This window comes from Lysinibacter sp. HNR (assembly GCF_029760935.1).
Lineage (GTDB): Bacteria > Actinomycetota > Actinomycetes > Actinomycetales > Microbacteriaceae > HNR.
In genome coordinates this window covers 1,424,885-1,440,339 of sequence record NZ_CP121684.1, presented here as the reverse complement: position 1 = coordinate 1,440,339, position 15,455 = coordinate 1,424,885, and the positions used below count along the sequence as shown (strand labels likewise).

General features: G+C 54.1%; 18 protein-coding genes and 1 tRNA gene. 13 read left to right on the top strand and 6 right to left on the bottom strand.

Annotation, left to right across the window (positions count from 1 at the left end; genetic code table 11):
• Positions 1–45 precede the first annotated feature (45 nt).
• Positions 46–294, top strand: a complete 249-nt coding sequence (locus FrondiHNR_RS06490; protein ID WP_279354419.1) for an acyl carrier protein — start codon at positions 46–48, stop codon at positions 292–294.
• A gap of 85 nt (positions 295–379) precedes the next feature.
• Positions 380–1,609: a beta-ketoacyl-[acyl-carrier-protein] synthase family protein gene (locus FrondiHNR_RS06485; RefSeq protein ID WP_279354418.1), complete on the top strand. Its 1,230-nt coding sequence runs from the start codon at positions 380–382 to the stop codon at positions 1,607–1,609.
• A gap of 53 nt (positions 1,610–1,662) precedes the next feature.
• Here the strand turns inward: FrondiHNR_RS06485 and FrondiHNR_RS06480 are convergent, their stop codons facing one another.
• The gene (locus tag FrondiHNR_RS06480) at positions 1,663–2,166 is read right to left on the bottom strand and encodes a DUF3145 domain-containing protein (protein ID WP_279354417.1); all 504 of its coding nucleotides are present in this window, start codon (positions 2,164–2,166) and stop codon (positions 1,663–1,665) included.
• Between the two features lie 183 nt (positions 2,167–2,349).
• Here FrondiHNR_RS06480 and FrondiHNR_RS06475 point away from each other — a divergent pair, with 183 nt between their 5' ends.
• Positions 2,350–2,904: a PadR family transcriptional regulator gene (locus FrondiHNR_RS06475; protein ID WP_279354416.1), complete on the top strand. Its 555-nt coding sequence runs from the start codon at positions 2,350–2,352 to the stop codon at positions 2,902–2,904.
• A 50-nt stretch (positions 2,905–2,954) separates the two neighbouring features.
• On the opposite strand, the gene def is transcribed toward FrondiHNR_RS06475, so the two are convergent.
• Positions 2,955–3,521 (bottom strand): peptide deformylase, encoded by a 567-nt coding sequence (gene def / locus FrondiHNR_RS06470; protein ID WP_279354415.1) that lies wholly within the window; start codon positions 3,519–3,521, stop codon positions 2,955–2,957.
• Between the two features lie 42 nt (positions 3,522–3,563).
• Here def and FrondiHNR_RS06465 point away from each other — a divergent pair, with 42 nt between their 5' ends.
• Both FrondiHNR_RS06465 and FrondiHNR_RS06460 read left to right on the top strand, forming a co-directional pair.
• On the top strand, positions 3,564–4,502 hold the full coding sequence (locus FrondiHNR_RS06465) for a DMT family transporter (RefSeq protein WP_347567132.1): 939 nt from the start codon (positions 3,564–3,566) through the stop codon (positions 4,500–4,502).
• 100 nt (positions 4,503–4,602) lie between these two features.
• Positions 4,603–4,679 (top strand) — tRNA-Ile (locus FrondiHNR_RS06460).
• Positions 4,680–4,764: 85 nt separating this feature from the next.
• Here FrondiHNR_RS06460 and FrondiHNR_RS06455 read toward each other — a convergent pair.
• Positions 4,765–4,920: a hypothetical protein gene (locus tag FrondiHNR_RS06455; protein ID WP_279354414.1), complete on the bottom strand. Its 156-nt coding sequence runs from the start codon at positions 4,918–4,920 to the stop codon at positions 4,765–4,767.
• Positions 4,921–5,410: 490 nt separating this feature from the next.
• Between FrondiHNR_RS06455 and FrondiHNR_RS06450 the strand changes: the two genes are divergently transcribed.
• The 4 genes from FrondiHNR_RS06450 (at position 5,411) to FrondiHNR_RS06435 (ending at position 7,353) form a co-directional block, all read left to right on the top strand.
• A complete protein-coding gene (locus FrondiHNR_RS06450; protein ID WP_279354413.1) occupies positions 5,411–5,674 on the top strand; it encodes a hypothetical protein in 264 nt (87 codons plus the stop codon).
• A gap of 1 nt (position 5,675) precedes the next feature.
• On the top strand, positions 5,676–6,320 hold the full coding sequence (locus FrondiHNR_RS06445; protein ID WP_279354412.1) for a hypothetical protein: 645 nt from the start codon (positions 5,676–5,678) through the stop codon (positions 6,318–6,320).
• A 44-nt stretch (positions 6,321–6,364) separates the two neighbouring features.
• Positions 6,365–6,715: a hypothetical protein gene (locus FrondiHNR_RS06440; RefSeq protein ID WP_279354411.1), complete on the top strand. Its 351-nt coding sequence runs from the start codon at positions 6,365–6,367 to the stop codon at positions 6,713–6,715.
• A gap of 95 nt (positions 6,716–6,810) precedes the next feature.
• Complete coding sequence (locus FrondiHNR_RS06435) at positions 6,811–7,353, top strand: hypothetical protein (protein WP_279354410.1); 543 nt, start codon at positions 6,811–6,813, stop codon at positions 7,351–7,353.
• Between the two features lie 1,184 nt (positions 7,354–8,537).
• Here the strand turns inward: FrondiHNR_RS06435 and FrondiHNR_RS06430 are convergent.
• The 3 genes from FrondiHNR_RS06430 to FrondiHNR_RS06420 all read right to left on the bottom strand — a co-directional run bounded on the left by FrondiHNR_RS06430 (position 8,538) and on the right by FrondiHNR_RS06420 (position 10,752).
• Positions 8,538–9,293 (bottom strand): SDR family oxidoreductase, encoded by a 756-nt coding sequence (locus tag FrondiHNR_RS06430; protein ID WP_279354409.1) that lies wholly within the window; start codon positions 9,291–9,293, stop codon positions 8,538–8,540.
• Between the two features lie 137 nt (positions 9,294–9,430).
• Positions 9,431–10,003, bottom strand: a complete 573-nt coding sequence (locus FrondiHNR_RS06425) for a dihydrofolate reductase family protein (RefSeq protein ID WP_279354408.1) — start codon at positions 10,001–10,003, stop codon at positions 9,431–9,433.
• A 104-nt stretch (positions 10,004–10,107) separates the two neighbouring features.
• On the bottom strand, positions 10,108–10,752 hold the full coding sequence (locus FrondiHNR_RS06420) for a TetR/AcrR family transcriptional regulator (protein WP_279354407.1): 645 nt from the start codon (positions 10,750–10,752) through the stop codon (positions 10,108–10,110).
• Positions 10,753–11,123: 371 nt separating this feature from the next.
• Between FrondiHNR_RS06420 and FrondiHNR_RS06415 the strand changes: the two genes are divergently transcribed.
• Genes FrondiHNR_RS06415 through FrondiHNR_RS06400 form a run of 4 tightly spaced genes read left to right on the top strand, consistent with a single transcriptional unit; the run spans position 11,124 to position 15,427 of the window.
• Complete coding sequence (locus FrondiHNR_RS06415) at positions 11,124–12,791, top strand: ABC transporter substrate-binding protein (protein ID WP_279354406.1); 1,668 nt, start codon at positions 11,124–11,126, stop codon at positions 12,789–12,791.
• A 4-nt stretch (positions 12,792–12,795) separates the two neighbouring features.
• The gene (locus FrondiHNR_RS06410) at positions 12,796–13,635 is read left to right on the top strand and encodes an ABC transporter ATP-binding protein (RefSeq protein ID WP_279354405.1); all 840 of its coding nucleotides are present in this window, start codon (positions 12,796–12,798) and stop codon (positions 13,633–13,635) included.
• On the top strand, positions 13,632–14,447 hold the full coding sequence (locus tag FrondiHNR_RS06405) for an ATP-binding cassette domain-containing protein (protein WP_279354404.1): 816 nt from the start codon (positions 13,632–13,634) through the stop codon (positions 14,445–14,447). Before FrondiHNR_RS06410 ends, FrondiHNR_RS06405 begins: the two co-directional genes overlap by 4 nt.
• The gene (locus FrondiHNR_RS06400) at positions 14,444–15,427 is read left to right on the top strand and encodes an ABC transporter permease (RefSeq protein WP_279354403.1); all 984 of its coding nucleotides are present in this window, start codon (positions 14,444–14,446) and stop codon (positions 15,425–15,427) included. Before FrondiHNR_RS06405 ends, FrondiHNR_RS06400 begins: the two co-directional genes overlap by 4 nt.
• Positions 15,428–15,455 lie beyond the last annotated feature (28 nt).

Genomic DNA, 15,455 nt, shown 5'->3' with positions numbered 1-15,455 from the left:
TCTATACACTGTTTATCGGTCACAACCCCACTCAAGGAGAAAATAATGGCACTGTCCACCGAAGAAGTACTCGCCGGCCTCGCCGAACTCGTTAACGATGAAACCGGAATCGCAACCGATGTTGTTGCCCTGGATAAGTCGTTTACGGATGACCTCGACATTGATTCCATCTCGATGATGACCATCGTGGTTCAGGCCGAAGAGAAGTTCGACGTCAAAATCCCCGACGAAGAGGTCAAGAACCTCAAAACCGTTGGAGACGCAGTAACCTTCATCGTCAACGCCCAGGCGTAAGACCCTTTCAGCGGGTTGGGTGCGGTTCATAAGACAGAATCCAACCCGCTGCATAATTTTCACACTCACGGGAGTTTTGTAGACCATGAAAATTGTTGTTACCGGCCTTGGTGCCACCACCCCGCTCGGCGGAACCATGAGAGAATCGTGGGACGCCCTGCTCGCTGGAGAATCTGGTACCAGCACTATTGAGAAGAAGTGGGTGACGGAAAACGAGCTACCCGTCACCTTTGCCGCGCAAGCAAAAGTTCCTGCGGCTGATGTCCTTCCGCGTTTTGAATCAAAGCGCCTTGACCCCTCCAGCCAGTTTGCGCTCATCGCCGCGCGTGAGGCCTGGGCGGATGCCGGCGCGCCAGAGATTACTCCGGAACGTTTTGGAGTCGACTGGGCAACCGGAATCGGTGGTGTGTGGACCCTCCTCGACGCATGGGATACCCTGCGCGAAAAAGGACCCCGCCGGGTGCTACCACTCACAGTTCCCATGCTCATGCCCAATGGGCCCGCAGCAGCCGTCGGAATGGATCTTGGCGCTCGCGCAGGAATCCGCACCGTGGTCTCTGCCTGCGCCTCAAGCAGCGAGTCAATTATTAACGCCGTTGAGCATCTTCGTGCCGGATACGCCGATGTAATTATCACCGGCGGCTCTGAGGCCGCGATTCACGCTCTTCCCATCGCATCGTTTGCCGCGATGCAGGCTCTCTCAACTCGCAATGACGAACCAGCAACCGCTTCTCGGCCCTACGATGTCAGTCGTGACGGTTTTGTCCTAGGAGAGGGAGCAGCCGCCCTTGTGCTCGAAACTGAAGAGCACGCGCTAGCCAGGGGGGCCCGGATTTATGCCGAGGTTGTTGGCGGAGCTGTCACAAGCGACGCCCATCACATTACGGCCCCCGACCCCGAGGGAAGCGCTGCAGCCCGTGCAATGCTCGAAACTATTAAGCTGGCCGGCGCTCGGATAGAGGATGTTACGCACGTCAACGCGCACGCCACCTCAACTCCCGTCGGAGACATCGCCGAGTACAACGCGCTACAGCGCACATTTGGGGATCACATTCAAAACATTGCCGTCTCCGCAACAAAAGCCTCTACCGGTCACCTCTTGGGGGGTGCGGGTGCAATCGAGGCAGCATTCACTGTCCTTGCCCTCAAAGAGCGCACACTACCGCCAACCATCAATCTCATGGAGCAGGACCCCAACATCCCGCTTGATGTTGTTACGACGCCCCGCCCCCTAAAGGACCAGGCTCACCTGGCCATCAGTAACTCTTTTGGATTTGGTGGCCACAACGCTGTTGTCGGATTTCGCAACGTCTAGCGTACCCGTTCGGTACACAAAAGGTTGACCGTCGTTTTTGTGTAACTCGGCGGTCAACCGCTCTGACGGAGCCAAACCACGGTAGGGCTGTCTCCCGCGTAGCGGAACGGCTCCAACTCATCGTCCCAGGCTTGTCCCAGGGCGAGCCTGAGTTCCTGCTGTAATTCGTGGGCCGAGGACCCGGCAACCTCCATTGCATAGCGAAGACGATCCTCGGGAATCACGGCGTTTCCTACGCTGTCGAGTTGCATGTGGAAAATGCCCAGGCGGGGGGTGTGCATCCAGCGTCCACCGTCAATTCCGGGTGAAGCCTCTTCGGTTATCTCGAAGCGTAAGTCTTCCCAACCCAGCAGAGAAGAGGCAACCACAGCGGCTGTACCCACGGGCCCCTTCCAGGTGAATTCGGCACGCTGAGTTCCCGGTAGGGCATTTTGCTCTCTCCAGGTGAATCTAGTCGAATGACCAATAGCGCGCCCCATGGCCCACTCCAGGTGAGGCATAAGCGCACGTGGGCAGGAGTGCACAAAAAGTACTCCGCGGCTACTTGTTAGCACCATTTTTTCTCCGATCAACTCGTTTCGTCTTCCCCAACGTCGAGTCACCGGATAATGGCCATCAAATGTTCAGTTACACCATGATTATGCACAGAAAAACCCGAAAAAACAACCCTGTGATCTGGCTGAGAGAGAAACTCTGTGTTCTACTAGATTCGGAAAACACCCCCAACACGAAAGAAATCAATGTCAATAAAACACGGCATCCTCGCAATTCTCACGCAGGGCCCGGCGTATGGACTCCAGCTACGCAACGAAATTGATGCGCGTGTTCTCCGTGAAACCGCAACAAACGTGGGGCAGATTTACAGCACGCTCGAACGTCTCCTCGCCTCCGGTAGCGTGCGTCAGAGCTCACACACCGACGATGGTCTTCCCCTGTACGAACTGTCAGACCGTGGAAACGCCCTGGCACACGAGTGGTTACACTCCCCCGCCATTAACCGCGGGGATCCTTGGGAAAGCATGGTGTTTCAGGTTATGCTTGTGCGTTCACTTCCACAGACGGATAGTTCACGGCTTATCAGCGGGATGCGCGACCACTGGGTCAAGGCACATATCGCGGCTCAGGAGAGCTATGCCCCAGACCTAGCTCATGATTTACGATCGAACGCCATGGAAACCCTGAGCCGTGCCGCACTGAACTGGCTGGATGCGGTGGAGAAAACCTCGGATCACGGCTTTGCCGTGTCGAGCGTACGTCCGCCTCGGGGCCGCCGACCGAAAAATGTTGCGTTTTAACAGGTTCTTTCACACGGAAAAACACGCTACGAAAGTCGACTAATCAGTAGCTAACCCTCCGGAGTATCAACTCCGGGCAACCAGGTTTGTCCAGGACTTCCCCAACCGTTCTTCTTTCCAGCCTTGACCGCAGCCCGATGGAACGGGTGCCCCAGACGATCCGTATAGAGCAGCCCACTCAGGTGATCATACTCGTGCTGGAATATGCGCGCGTACCAGCCCGTAGCCTCGAGGGTAAAAGGTGTGTTGTCCAGGTCGTAGGCCTCTAAGCGAATGCGATCAGAGCGGCGCAGAGGAAAGCGCTCCCCGGGAAACGAAAGGCAGCCCTCGGATTCCGTCTCCTCGTCCACCTCTTCGATGGAGGGAGGAGAGATCCACAGTGTTGGATTAATCGCGATACCACGCACGGGACCCTCATCTTGCTCTTCGTAGGACCAGATAAACAGCCGTTTACCCACCCCCACCTGAGGAGCGGCCAGACCCACTCCGGGTGCCAGATCCATCGTCTCAAACATATTGTTTACAAGCGTGCGAAGGTTGTCGTCAAACTCTGTGATGGGTTCTGCTGGACGGTGCAGAACGGGCTCGCCAGAGATGCATATTGGAAGAACTGCCATAATGTACAAGCTTACCGAGGAGAAACACGGTAGCGTTACAGAGTGGTAGTTATTGAGTTAGCAAAGGAAGTCGAGACATTTTCACTCACACCAATACAGTTTTTGGGAATTCCTTTAGCGCTGTTAGGAGCGGTGTTCCTCTCGTTTGGTGCTCAATACCAGTCCCGAGGTGTTAACAAGGTAGAGCGCCTTTCCGGGCAAAAGGCGCGCAAAGGCCTGAATCGTAATCAGATTTGGAGCCTGTTAAAGCGGCCCTCGTGGGTTATCGGAACTCTTCTCCTGGGCATGGCTGTTGTGCTGCAGTTGAGCAGCCTCACGCTTTCTCCGCTTATCGTTGTTCAGCCGCTGGGCGTGGTTGCGCTTGTCATAACAGCTATCTTGAACTCTCGTCTGTCTGGGGTCAAACTTAACCATAAAACCCGCGTTGCCATCGCTATGTGTGTTATTGGAGTCTGTGTATTTGTCACTATTGCGGCTTTTACCGCCAGTGATCTGCCCGTCACTGAGGGGCATCTGGTCACCATCCTGATCATTCTCGGATTCGTCTTGGTGCTTTTCCTTCTGGCCTTTATTTTCCTTCGCCACAGGATGCGGGCCATGTTTTATATCGTGGGGGCTGGTGTTGTTTATGGATTTGTAGCCACCCTCGCCAAGGTTGTGATTGGCCGTATTCAACAGAGCGATTTTAACCTGCTCACCCTCCTCTGCCTGATCGCCCTCATCGCTGCGGCTGTGAGCGGAATGTATTTTGTGCAAAATGCCTATTCCTCGGGGCCACCCGATCTGGTGATCGCGGGACTCACGGTTATTGATCCTCTCGTGGCCGTTTTTATCGGAATTGTTGTGCTGGGAGAAGCCGCTTTTGCCCCACTCTGGGCCATTATCGGATTTATTATTGCCGGTTCTGTGGCGATCGTCGGTGTTATTCAACTGGCTAAGCATCACCCACAGGTAGAGGCGAACGGTGTTTCCACACATTGATGATCGTGCTGCCGAGCAGAAATTTTCGGAATTTTGAACGACATGCGACACTCGGATTTTATCGATTGAGCCTTTTGCCTGTATCGTTGATGTGGTGCTGGGGGCGTTAGCTCAGCTGGTTAGAGCAACGGACTCATAATCCGTCGGTCGCGGGTTCAAGTCCCGCACGCCCCACCAATTGCCCCGGATTTCCGGGATATTTTTTTGTTTATAAGATGACATTTTAGCCCTACTCGACGTTTACTCGACGAATTGAATCCGGTCACTCTCCGATATACATGACGCGAAGAATGTCACTATGATCCTCAATGCTTCGATTTCGCTCGATGTAGTGATCATCGGTGACTGTCTGTGATGAGTGTCCAAGCTGATCCCGTGCGGCGGTGCCGCCTAGCTCGCGATCGAGCAGTGTTGCCACAGCTTTACGAAAATCTCTTGGGGTGTACTGCTCCCACTCAGTGCTCCTGACCGCTGAACACGGCGGCCTCTCGCTATTCCTGGTCGCGGCGATCCTCGGTACCGGTGCGCCAGTGCTTGCAGGAGTCAATACGCCGCGTGGTCGGCATGCGGCAGAGTAACACCCCGCCCCGTCTGCTCCGGTAGGCGGGGCGATTTTGAGTTTACCTTTGTTCCGAGAGGGTATTAGAGTCAGGCTCATGTCCCAAGATGCGCAGGAATTTTCGTACTCTAATAATCATATTTCAAAAGCGGGGAAACCTCTGGTGGAGTGGTTTCTTCATAACGAACCCTTCACCCCCAAGGAATCTGAGGAACTTAAAGTTTTTATGAATGATGCCCTCCTGCTAGATCGGTACAGCAGGCCCGTTCATTTGTTTTCAGTACATTTTTACTGCTAGCCTAAACATGGTCATAGTTGACTTAAATAATCGAAAGCGATAGAGGAATTCATGAACAAGAAAGTTCTGTTTCAGGGAGTTACTACAGCAGTGGCAGTCTTTGCGTTAATCGCATCAACCACAACGGCTGCAAAAGCAAGTTCTAATATCAGTGAAGAGGTTGCTCTTTTGATTGACCGGGTTGCCCCGGATCAAGGGGAAGTCTCACAACTATCAACAAACCGCTCGTTCTATGAAGGAGCAGGGGTTAATATTCCCGTGGATCCAACAGGCACAATTCAAATCAGCGGGGGGGGGGAAAGAGGGAGCACTTGAAGTGAATCTCCCCCAAAACCTGAACCTAGAAAATGGACACATGTCCTCTGACGGTACCGTTGTTTATCAGGCAACGGACGCGAGCGTCGATGCTGCTGTACAAGCGTTGACTGATGGAAAAGTTCGTGTGCAGACGGTGATCAGAAACCCGGATGCTACCCATGAGTTTAGCTATGAATTTGGCACGAACTTCCAGCCCGTTAAAGCTGAAGATGGCACCGTGTGGATTATTGGATTCTCCGATGATGGCGAGTATCAAGCGTTCAGTGTGGATGAGGCTTGGGCAAAAGACGCTAACGGCTCAGACGTACCTACTCGATACGAAATTAGTGGCAGCAATCTGATCCAAATAGTTGAACCGCATGAAAATGCGGTGTATCCATTGGTAGCAGACCCAACTTGGCAGTGGTATAATGCTGCTTACGGGGCGGGCTTCAGCAAAAAAGAAACAAAAGCTCTCAACGCCGCTGGCCCCGGTGCGGGCCTTTGCGGAGTCCTGCCTCAGCCCTTGAGCGCAGCATGTGCGGCGGTTGCCGTACCGTGGGCTCTACAAGCATCACTTGCAGCAGGAGCAAACCAATGCGTTTTTATTGCGGTGGTTCCTGCTCCAATTGCGATGCGGTGGATTTCAAAAGAATGTAAGTAAAATAGTAGCGTTACAGAAACTTATGGTATCAAGGAGATAGCCACATGCTTATTATCGGTCTAGCGGGCTTAGCCATTGGTGTTCTCGTTGCAAGTTCTCGCGTGCCTCGAATGCGTTGGATAGAGTTTTTCTCGACGCTGGCTTTGTTAGTGCCTGTTATATGGCTCATGGTTCAAATGGGATACAACTCGTTTTTTGAGACCCTCACCCTAGTGGTGACAGTATTACTCGCCTCTGCTTTGTATGCGGGCTTATTGTGGAAACGGGAAAACATCGATCCTTCAGTAACCTATTGGAAGTGGGTGTGGATGGAGTGCGTTAATTCCCGATATGTGCGTAGCATGTATCGGGAATCGCGACGCATCGACTCTTTTCAGGTCACGCCGCACAGCTAAACAAGTTACCTCTTGTCGGCCCTTTCCTGCTCGGCAAGAGGTAACTTCTGTTAAAATCTCGCTTTTAAGCTCGAGTAGACGCTTCTGTTCAAGCCATGCATAACGGGGCAGTGCGCGTTCAAACAATCATCAATAGCCCATCCTCCACACACGAATTTAGTTATGGAATCGGAGAGGGATTCCAACCGACATTTGCCGAAGATGGTTCAATGTGGGTTGTTGGTTTTAACTCAGATGGGGCGTTCAAAGCCTTCAGCGTGGGAGATGCTTGGGCTCGTGACGCGAATGGGAAAGAGGTATCAACGTTCTACGAGATTCGTGGCACAGAGCTTGTTCAAATCGTCGAACCAACCAGCGACACAGCCTACCCAATTATCGCAGATCCAACATGGCAGTGGTACAACGCCGCATATGGTGCTGGTTTCAGTAAGAAAGAAACTCGGGACCTAGCCAGTCTCACCACTGCCGGCTTCTTCTGTGGCGCTCTTCCGAAAAGTCCTATTCAAGTGGCCTGCTATGTAAGCTTCGGCTACTACTTCACACAGGCAACTCTAGCCAAGAATGCAAATGGCTGTGTGTTCATTGCGGCGGTTCCCGCCCCTATTGCCATGCGGTGGATGTCACCTGAGTGTAGGTAAGCGATTATCCTAGGTTTTAGAACAATAGGTTGAAGACAGGAGCACAGTATGGAGACTCTAATTTTGCTCGTTAGTGGAGTGTGTGTTGGGGTCCTTTTGGCAGGAACTTCAGTTCCTAAGATTCAATTGGGAGCTTTCCTCGCGTCTCTCGGAATAACTGGGGTTGTTGTGTACTTTTTAGTCACAGCGATTCAACTAACGGCTTTCCAACCGCTGCTTGCTCTCGTTGTAAGTGGGCTGAGCGGAGTGGCATACTCCGCTCATATCTGGAAGAGACTAGGCATCTTAGGTGAAGAGCCCTACTCGAGATATCTGGTGATGGGGATAATTAAACCACGTTACCTTCAGGCATTATATCGAGAATCAAAAAGTGAACCTATTAACGTAACAGAGCAAAGCGCTACGCATCACTAACGTTATCTGTGTGCTCTTTACCTGTCTTTTCTGTGTCCGCTGTTTTTCTTTTGGGCGATAGTGCAGCAGACCACCTGGTCTATCAACTACGCTGACAAAACGAAGCTTACTCCAGTTGGATAACTCCGCCCCGTCTACTCCGGTAGGCGGGGCGCTTTTTATGCAGGGAGCCACCGCCCTACACACCCACCTATTTACACCTGCACAGGTGAAGCCGAACGGCGCAAATCAGGCACGTAATGCTTATTACACCACGAATTGTGAGTGCAGTACTGGCATTTTTTTAAAGAACGGCAAAAAGATCAGACCCACCCCAACGGTCGGAAAACCAATTGCCCAAAGCGTGGCTTTCCTCCCGATGTACCCTGCGCCCTTCTCGCAGTCTTTACAGTCGATGCAGCCCTGCTGTGAATATAAGTTTTGGTGATTAGACATCGCCTGTGATTCCCTATCTGCTAGAAAGTTTTTGTATTTACGAAAGTTAGTGTAGCCCAGAGCGGTTCCCGGAACTCACTCGCTCCAACCTGTGCGGCGCTGGAGGGGAGGGTTTACTCGACGTTTACTCGACGAATTGAACTCTCTACATAGGGTTACATAGAGTCACGACAGCTTGAAATCGCCGGAATTACGGGCCTATGTATCCCTAAGTAGGCGTGATTCCTTTACCGTCGGTCGCGGGTTCAAGTCCCGCACGCCCCACCAGCCTGTGTCTTGCTCAACCAGGTATTCACAACGCTCTAAACCCAGCTACTGCACACCTCAGCAATATTTCAGTGAACAGAGAAGCCTCCGTCAACCGCGACTGACTGGCCTGTTACATAGCTCGATGCTGAACTCGCAAGAAAAACCGCGGCTCCCGCAAAATCTTCCGCGACCCCGTTACGCCCGATGAGGGTGCGTTCCGCAAGCGCCTTCACGGTTTCCGGTTTTGAGCTTAATCGCCGATTGAGCGGAGTTTGCACGAAGCCTGGGATAAGAACATTTGCAGTTACTCCCTGCCCTGACCACGCCTCGGCTTGAGAACGGGCAAGGGCTTCTAGAGCGGCTTTGGAAACCCCATATGCCCCGCTAGAGGCAAACGGGCGATGCGCCTGCTGGGAACTAATGTGAATAAAGCGACCGTACCCGCGTGCTGCCATACCGGGTGCGAGACGCTGCCCCAGAATGAAGGGCGCTTCAAGGTTAACCGCCATGGTGGCGTCCCAGGTGGGCTCATCCAGTTGAGACATCGGTGGGCGAAGGTTAATACCCGCAGAATTGACAACTACATCGACATCTTGAACCGCATCGGCAAGAGCGTGTGCTCCAACACGGGTGGAGAGATCGGACACGATACCGGTTGCAGATCCTCCGTGTGATCGGATCTCGGTGACCGTCTGCTCAATGACCGTAGAGGTTCGAGCCGCTACAAAAACCTCCGACCCCGCTCGGGCAAGCGCGATAGCGATTGCCTTGCCGATGCCCGAGCTACCGCCGGTGACCAACGCTGTACGGCCCTTGAGTCCGAAGAGTTCCTGTAGATACATGACCCTCAGTCTAAGGGCAAAATTGCATTCGCTGATCTTTGGGTTTTGCTCCGAAGAGCACCCCCTGCACAACATTCGGCACCACTCAATATGTTAGTCACACGGGGAGGGATATGAGCGCTACTGTGGCTGAATTTTTAGCCCAGATTGTTCACGCGCGTATCAACCTCGTAGACCAGGTTGGCAAACTGTCCGTACTGCGCCGCCTCGATGAGGGTGAGCCGATCGGCACCGATTGCTCGCGGTAGCAGGGGCGCTCCCGAGCCAAGCGTGACCGGCGCAACAGTCACCTCGATACGGTTCAGGGCACCAGCATCGGCAAATTGCCCCACCAGATCTCCGCCACCCATAACCCAGATATCTTTGCCCGATGCCGCCTGCCGAATAGTCTTCAGGTGATCTTCCACCCGCCCACGAAGAAAACGCACATCTGCACCCAAGGGAACAGGAAGTTCACGCGAAGTAAAGACAAAGCTGGGACGATCCCCGTAAAAATTCTGCCATTGATCTGGCCGCTCAAGCAATTGTGTTTCTTGCAAAACCCACTCATAGGTGGTTGACCCCTGAACAAGAACTCCGATGTGTGACATGAACTCATCGTTGTTTGGAGCCCCCGTCTGATCTACCGCAAAGAGCCAGGCGAGGGAGTTATTGTTGTCTGCGAGAAATCCGTCGAGAGAAGTTGCTGTGTTATAGATTATCTGCGTCATAAATCAACTCTAAGGGGAGCCGCAGACATTGGATCCGGTGGCTTTTTATTACCCCGACAAAAGGCCTAGAAGGAGTTGGTCAGCAGGAAAAGCGGGCACAGCGATCAGGAGGTTTCCTCCGCGAGAATGAGCTGTTGCGGGTTGAGAGCGGCAGAAACAATCGCCTCAATCGCAAACTCGCTCGCCCCACCAAGGTCCACATTGCCCGGATCAAGAAGCCACTGCACTTGCAATCCGTCCATAACCGCGAGGATGCTCGCGGCGGCGTGTAAGACTGACGCGGACGACTCCACTCCCCGTTCGGTGCACATCACACGAAATGCTTCGACCGCCTCATCGCGAAGAGTGCGGTAGCGCTCCTCAAAATATTCCCGAGCGGGGTGATTATCCGTGACCGACTCGGCGGAAAGAACAGCATAAACCTGAACGATTCCCGCTCTCTGTGCGTTAGAAAAAGCTGTGTGAACCAGGTGACGAAAAAATTCTATTCCGTGGGGTATCTGTTTTTCCTCAAGGTTTTCAACGTCGCTTTCGTCACGGTATCGCAGGGCCTCCAAGAGGAGTTGTTCCTTGGAACCAAAGTGATGAAGGATGCCCGCGTGGGTCATGCCCACGTGTTCAGCAATATCCGAAAGCGTACCGTTTACGGAACCTTTACTGCCAAATATCTCAACAGAGGCCCTCAGTATTTCCTGTCGCTTTATCAGCGTCTCGGGTCGAGAACGCGGTTTTTTCTGTCCAACAACCATGAGGTCTCCTCTATAAAAATCGTGACTAGGCATCAAACCGCCCTGACCTATCCCGCATGTCCATTGCGGGAATTGGCGCTTTGCCTATCGTAATCACAAAGCAATTCCATATCTCAGCAATTCTTTGTGGGTCATGAATACAGAAATATAAATAATACTCAATCTACTTTAGCAACATTTGAAAACTTACTTACAAGTTGGTAACCTATGAAAAGTATCGTACTATCGAGAAAAATTGAGAAGCGGTGGCAGTTAGGGGCCACTCCTCAGGGAAGGTCCTCCGCTGTCTCCACGTCTTAAAACTCATTTCTGATGTCACAAGCGGGGTAGAGCAGCCTCAGCGCTGAAGCCCCTCCACGGTAGGAGAAAATATGACGAAGAAGTCCGCCCTCGTTGCACTGGGGCTGGCCGCAGCGCTGGTCATGACCGGCTGCGCAGGTGATAGCTCACAAAGCGGTAGCCCCCAGGACGGGGCCACTATCACCATCGCAAAGCCGGATGGAGCAATCGCAACCGAATCGAATAACCCCTGGGTGGGAGATTCCTCCGGCCTCAAACTCGGCTATATCAACGCCATTTTAGAGCCGCTCGGCCTGATCAATCTGCTTGATCCCACCGCCGAGGCTCGTCCCTGGCTCGCCGAGGAAATTACCTGGTCGGAGAACTTCACCGCCCTCACAGTTGTCGCCCGGAACGGTGTTACCTGGAGCGATGGCACACCCTTCTCCGCAGACGATATCGAGTTCACCTTCACCCTGCTACAGGAAAACCCTGAACTCGACACCGCAGCCCTGAACATTACAGACGTCGTAAAGAACGATAACTCGGTAACGATCTCGTTTGGCAGTTCCATGTTTGTCAAGCAGGATAAGGCACTACACAAGCACATTGTTCCGAAGCATATTTGGGAAGACGTCGCCGACCCCGCCACCTATACCAACAAAAATCCTGTGGGAACCGGCCCCTACACACTGAGCCAATTTGATACCCAGAGCGTTGAACTCACCGCACGCGATGACTACTGGGGCGGCGAGGTCGCGGCGCCCACCCTCTACTACGTCTCATACAACGACAACACCGCGCTCACCACGGCTCTTGCAAACGGAGACGCCGATTGGGCACAGGCTTTTATTCCCAACGTGGAATCCGCATTCCTTGATAAAGATCCAGAGCACAACGTCTACTGGGCCGCCTCGGGGCTCGGCATAGACGCGATGTTTGTCAATACGGAGTCCAAACCCTTTAACGACCAAGCCTTCCGTCAGGCAATGAATCTGGTTATCGACCGCGACAAACACAAGGATATCGCCAGAGAGGGAAGCGTCCCCTCGGTCTCCTCGATCACGGGACTCCCCACCCCAGCCGGTGATCCTTTCATCGCACCCGAATTCAAGGGAAAAAACTTCCGCGTAAACGTTAAAGAGGCGAGAAGCATACTCGAGGATGCCGGATACACCTGGTCAGAGGACGTCCTCACAGATCCCAGCGGCGAAACAGTCTCCTTCGAGCTTTCCGTTCCCCAAGGCTGGAACGACTATGTCACCGGAATCAGCCTGATTGCAGATGCGGCAACGGAACTGGGCGCAGAAACCACCGTAAACACACCCGATTCAGACACCTGGTGGGAGATGAAGAGCAACGGAGAATTCCAAGCCATTCTGCACTGGACAGACACCGGGGCAACCCCCTACGACATCTACAGTGACACGATGGATGGCCGCTGGTTGAAGCCGATGGGCGAGAGCGCCGACTACAACTTCGGCCGTTTTAATAGTGCAGAGGCAACCGCGGCCCTGGCTGCTTACGCAAACGGACCCGAGGAAGAAACCCGTACCGCAGCGCTCAACACGATCCAACAGATCTTTGTGGAGCAGGTTCCCGCCATGGCTATCGGAACGCGCCCCTTTATCGGTTCCTACAACACCAGAAACTACGTCGGCTGGCCGGGAGAAGAAAATCCTTACGCTCCCGCTGATCCCACCCAACCCAATGCCGTACTGATCCTCACTACGCTTACTGCGGCTCCCTCAGATCGGTAGAGTTATGGCCATCGACACCCTCCTCACGGTTTCAGATTTCAGCGTGCTGTACGACGTTGATCCCCCCGTTGAGGCCGTTCGTAACGTGTCCCTCTCTCTGGAACGCGGCGAGATTCTCGGCCTGGCCGGTGAGTCCGGCTCTGGAAAAACGACACTCGCGTACGGTATTCAACGACTTCTTAAACCCCCGGCGGTTATCACCTCGGGATCGGTGATCTTTCACGATAGCTCGGGTGAAGACATCGACCTGAACACCCTCAGTGAGACACGGATGCGCGCGTTTCGCTGGGACAAAGCATCCATGGTGTTTCAGGGGGCGATGAACGCGCTCAATCCCGTTATTAATATCGGCAAGCAGCTCGGTGACGTTTTTCTCGTTCACCGTCCAGGTATGAGCAGGGCAGAGCGTACCGAGGAGTCGGGCAAGCTGCTCGACATCGTTGGTGTAAGTCGTGACCGGCTGCGAGCATTCCCCCACGAACTCTCGGGGGGAATGCGGCAGCGGGTCATGATCGCCATGGCACTGGCTCTAAAACCCCAATTGATGATCATGGACGAACCCACCACGGCACTCGACGTCCTGGTGCAGCGTGAGATTCTTCAGCAAATCTCAGAGCTGCGACAGGAGTTTGGATTCTCCGTGATCTTTATCACCCACGACCTCCCCATGCTGCTGGAAATCTCGGACCGCATAGCGATCATGCGCGCGGGGGAGGTCGTCGAGCTGGACACGGCCAGAAACATCTACACCGGCGCACAACACGAATACACCCAAAAACTACTGGCCTCGTTCCCCAGCCTAAAGGGCGAACGCGGCGACTTTGTGAGAGGCTCCCGCGCATGACCACTCTGGAATTTCGGGATGTGACCAAACGATATCGGGTTCGGGGAAACGGTAATTTTCTCGCTCTCGACCGGGTGAGCTTCACCCTTGAGTCGGGAAAAACCCTGGCCCTGGTGGGGCAAAGCGGCAGTGGCAAATCAACCATTGCCAAGATCATCACCCAGCTTGAACGCGCAAGCTCCGGAGAGGTGCTACTCGATGACACACCCATTCCGCGGCGCGGTAGGGGGCTGCGCGCGTATCGGCAGCAGGTACGAATGGTTTTTCAGGACCCCTTTGCGTCGCTTAATCCCTACCACACCATCCGTCACCATATTGAGCGACCTCTTCGCCTGGATCGAGTGGTTCCGTCAGATCAGGTATCGAGCGAGGTAACAAGGCTTCTCGAAAGGGTAAACCTCTCCCCCGCCGAAACTGTTGACCGACGCCCACACGAGCTCTCCGGAGGCCAGCGTCAACGGGTAGCGATTGCCCGGGCTCTGGCCTCGCGCCCCGCGCTGCTAATCGCCGATGAGCCGGTATCGATGCTTGACGTATCGATTCGCCTCGGGGTGCTTAACCTTCTTGCTGACCTCCAACGGGAGTCACGCCTGGGCGTGCTGTACATCACCCATGATCTAGCTACCGCCCGCCACTTTAGCGACGAGATCATGGTGCTCAATCACGGGCAGGTTGTGGAAAGGGGGCCCTCCGATGAGGTTATCCTGAAACCGCGTCACGCGTACACCCGTTCCCTGCGCAACGCCTCCCCCGATCCCGATAAGCACTTTGCGGCTCCCCGCCACAAGAAATCCCCAGGAGCCCCCGAATGAGATTCTTCCTCCGACGAACCGCGTTTTACCTCTTTACCGCGTGGGCAGCCGTCACCATTAACTTCTTTCTTCCCAGAATCATGAAGGGTGACCCCGTCTCGGCATACCTGCAAAAGAACCAGGGCAAGATCAGCCCGGAGGCGGTGGAGTCGCTTCGCACCCTCTTTGGGCTTGATACCAATAAATCCTTGGTTGAGCAGTACCTCGATTATTGGCGGATGCTCTTCACCGGCGATCTCGGACGTTCCTTTTCTAAAGGGCTCGCCCCCGTCTCCGAGGTTATTGCCGCGGCGCTCCCGTGGACCATCGGGCTTGTGGGAATTGCCACCGTGATCTCGTTTGTGCTGGGAACAACCATCGGTTCCTATGTGGGTTGGCGCCGCGGCAGCAAGGCAGACCTCGTGATTCCCTTTGCCACATTTTTCTCCACCGTTCCCTACTTCTGGATGGGACTTATTGCAATCGCACTATTTTCTACCGCGCTGGGATGGTTCCCCGCCTCACACGCCTATGACAAAGGCAGCCAACCCGCCTTCACCTGGGACTTCATCGGCCAGGTCATCCAGCACGGTACCCTCCCCGCACTCACCATCGTGGTTGCCTCACTCGGCGGTTGGATCCTCGGAATGCGCAATATGATGATCACCGTCATGGATGAGGACTACGTCACGGTGGCGCGAGCCAAGGGCCTCCCGCAGCGTCGGGTCTTGGTGAACTATGCGGCACGTAACGCGATACTTCCACAGCTTTCGAGTTTTGCGCTCTCCCTCGGCTTTATCGTGGGTGGGACACTCGTGATGGAACTCGTGTTCTCCTACCCGGGGGTAGGAAAACTGCTACTCGACGCCACAAACGCAAAAGACTATCCGCTCATGCAGGGCCTTTTCCTCGTGATCACACTGGCCGTTCTTGTTGCAAACATTATTGCGGATATCGCCTACGCCGCCCTCGACCCGCGCACCCGACAGATGGAGGCTTGAGCCATGACCTACCCCACAACCGAGGCCG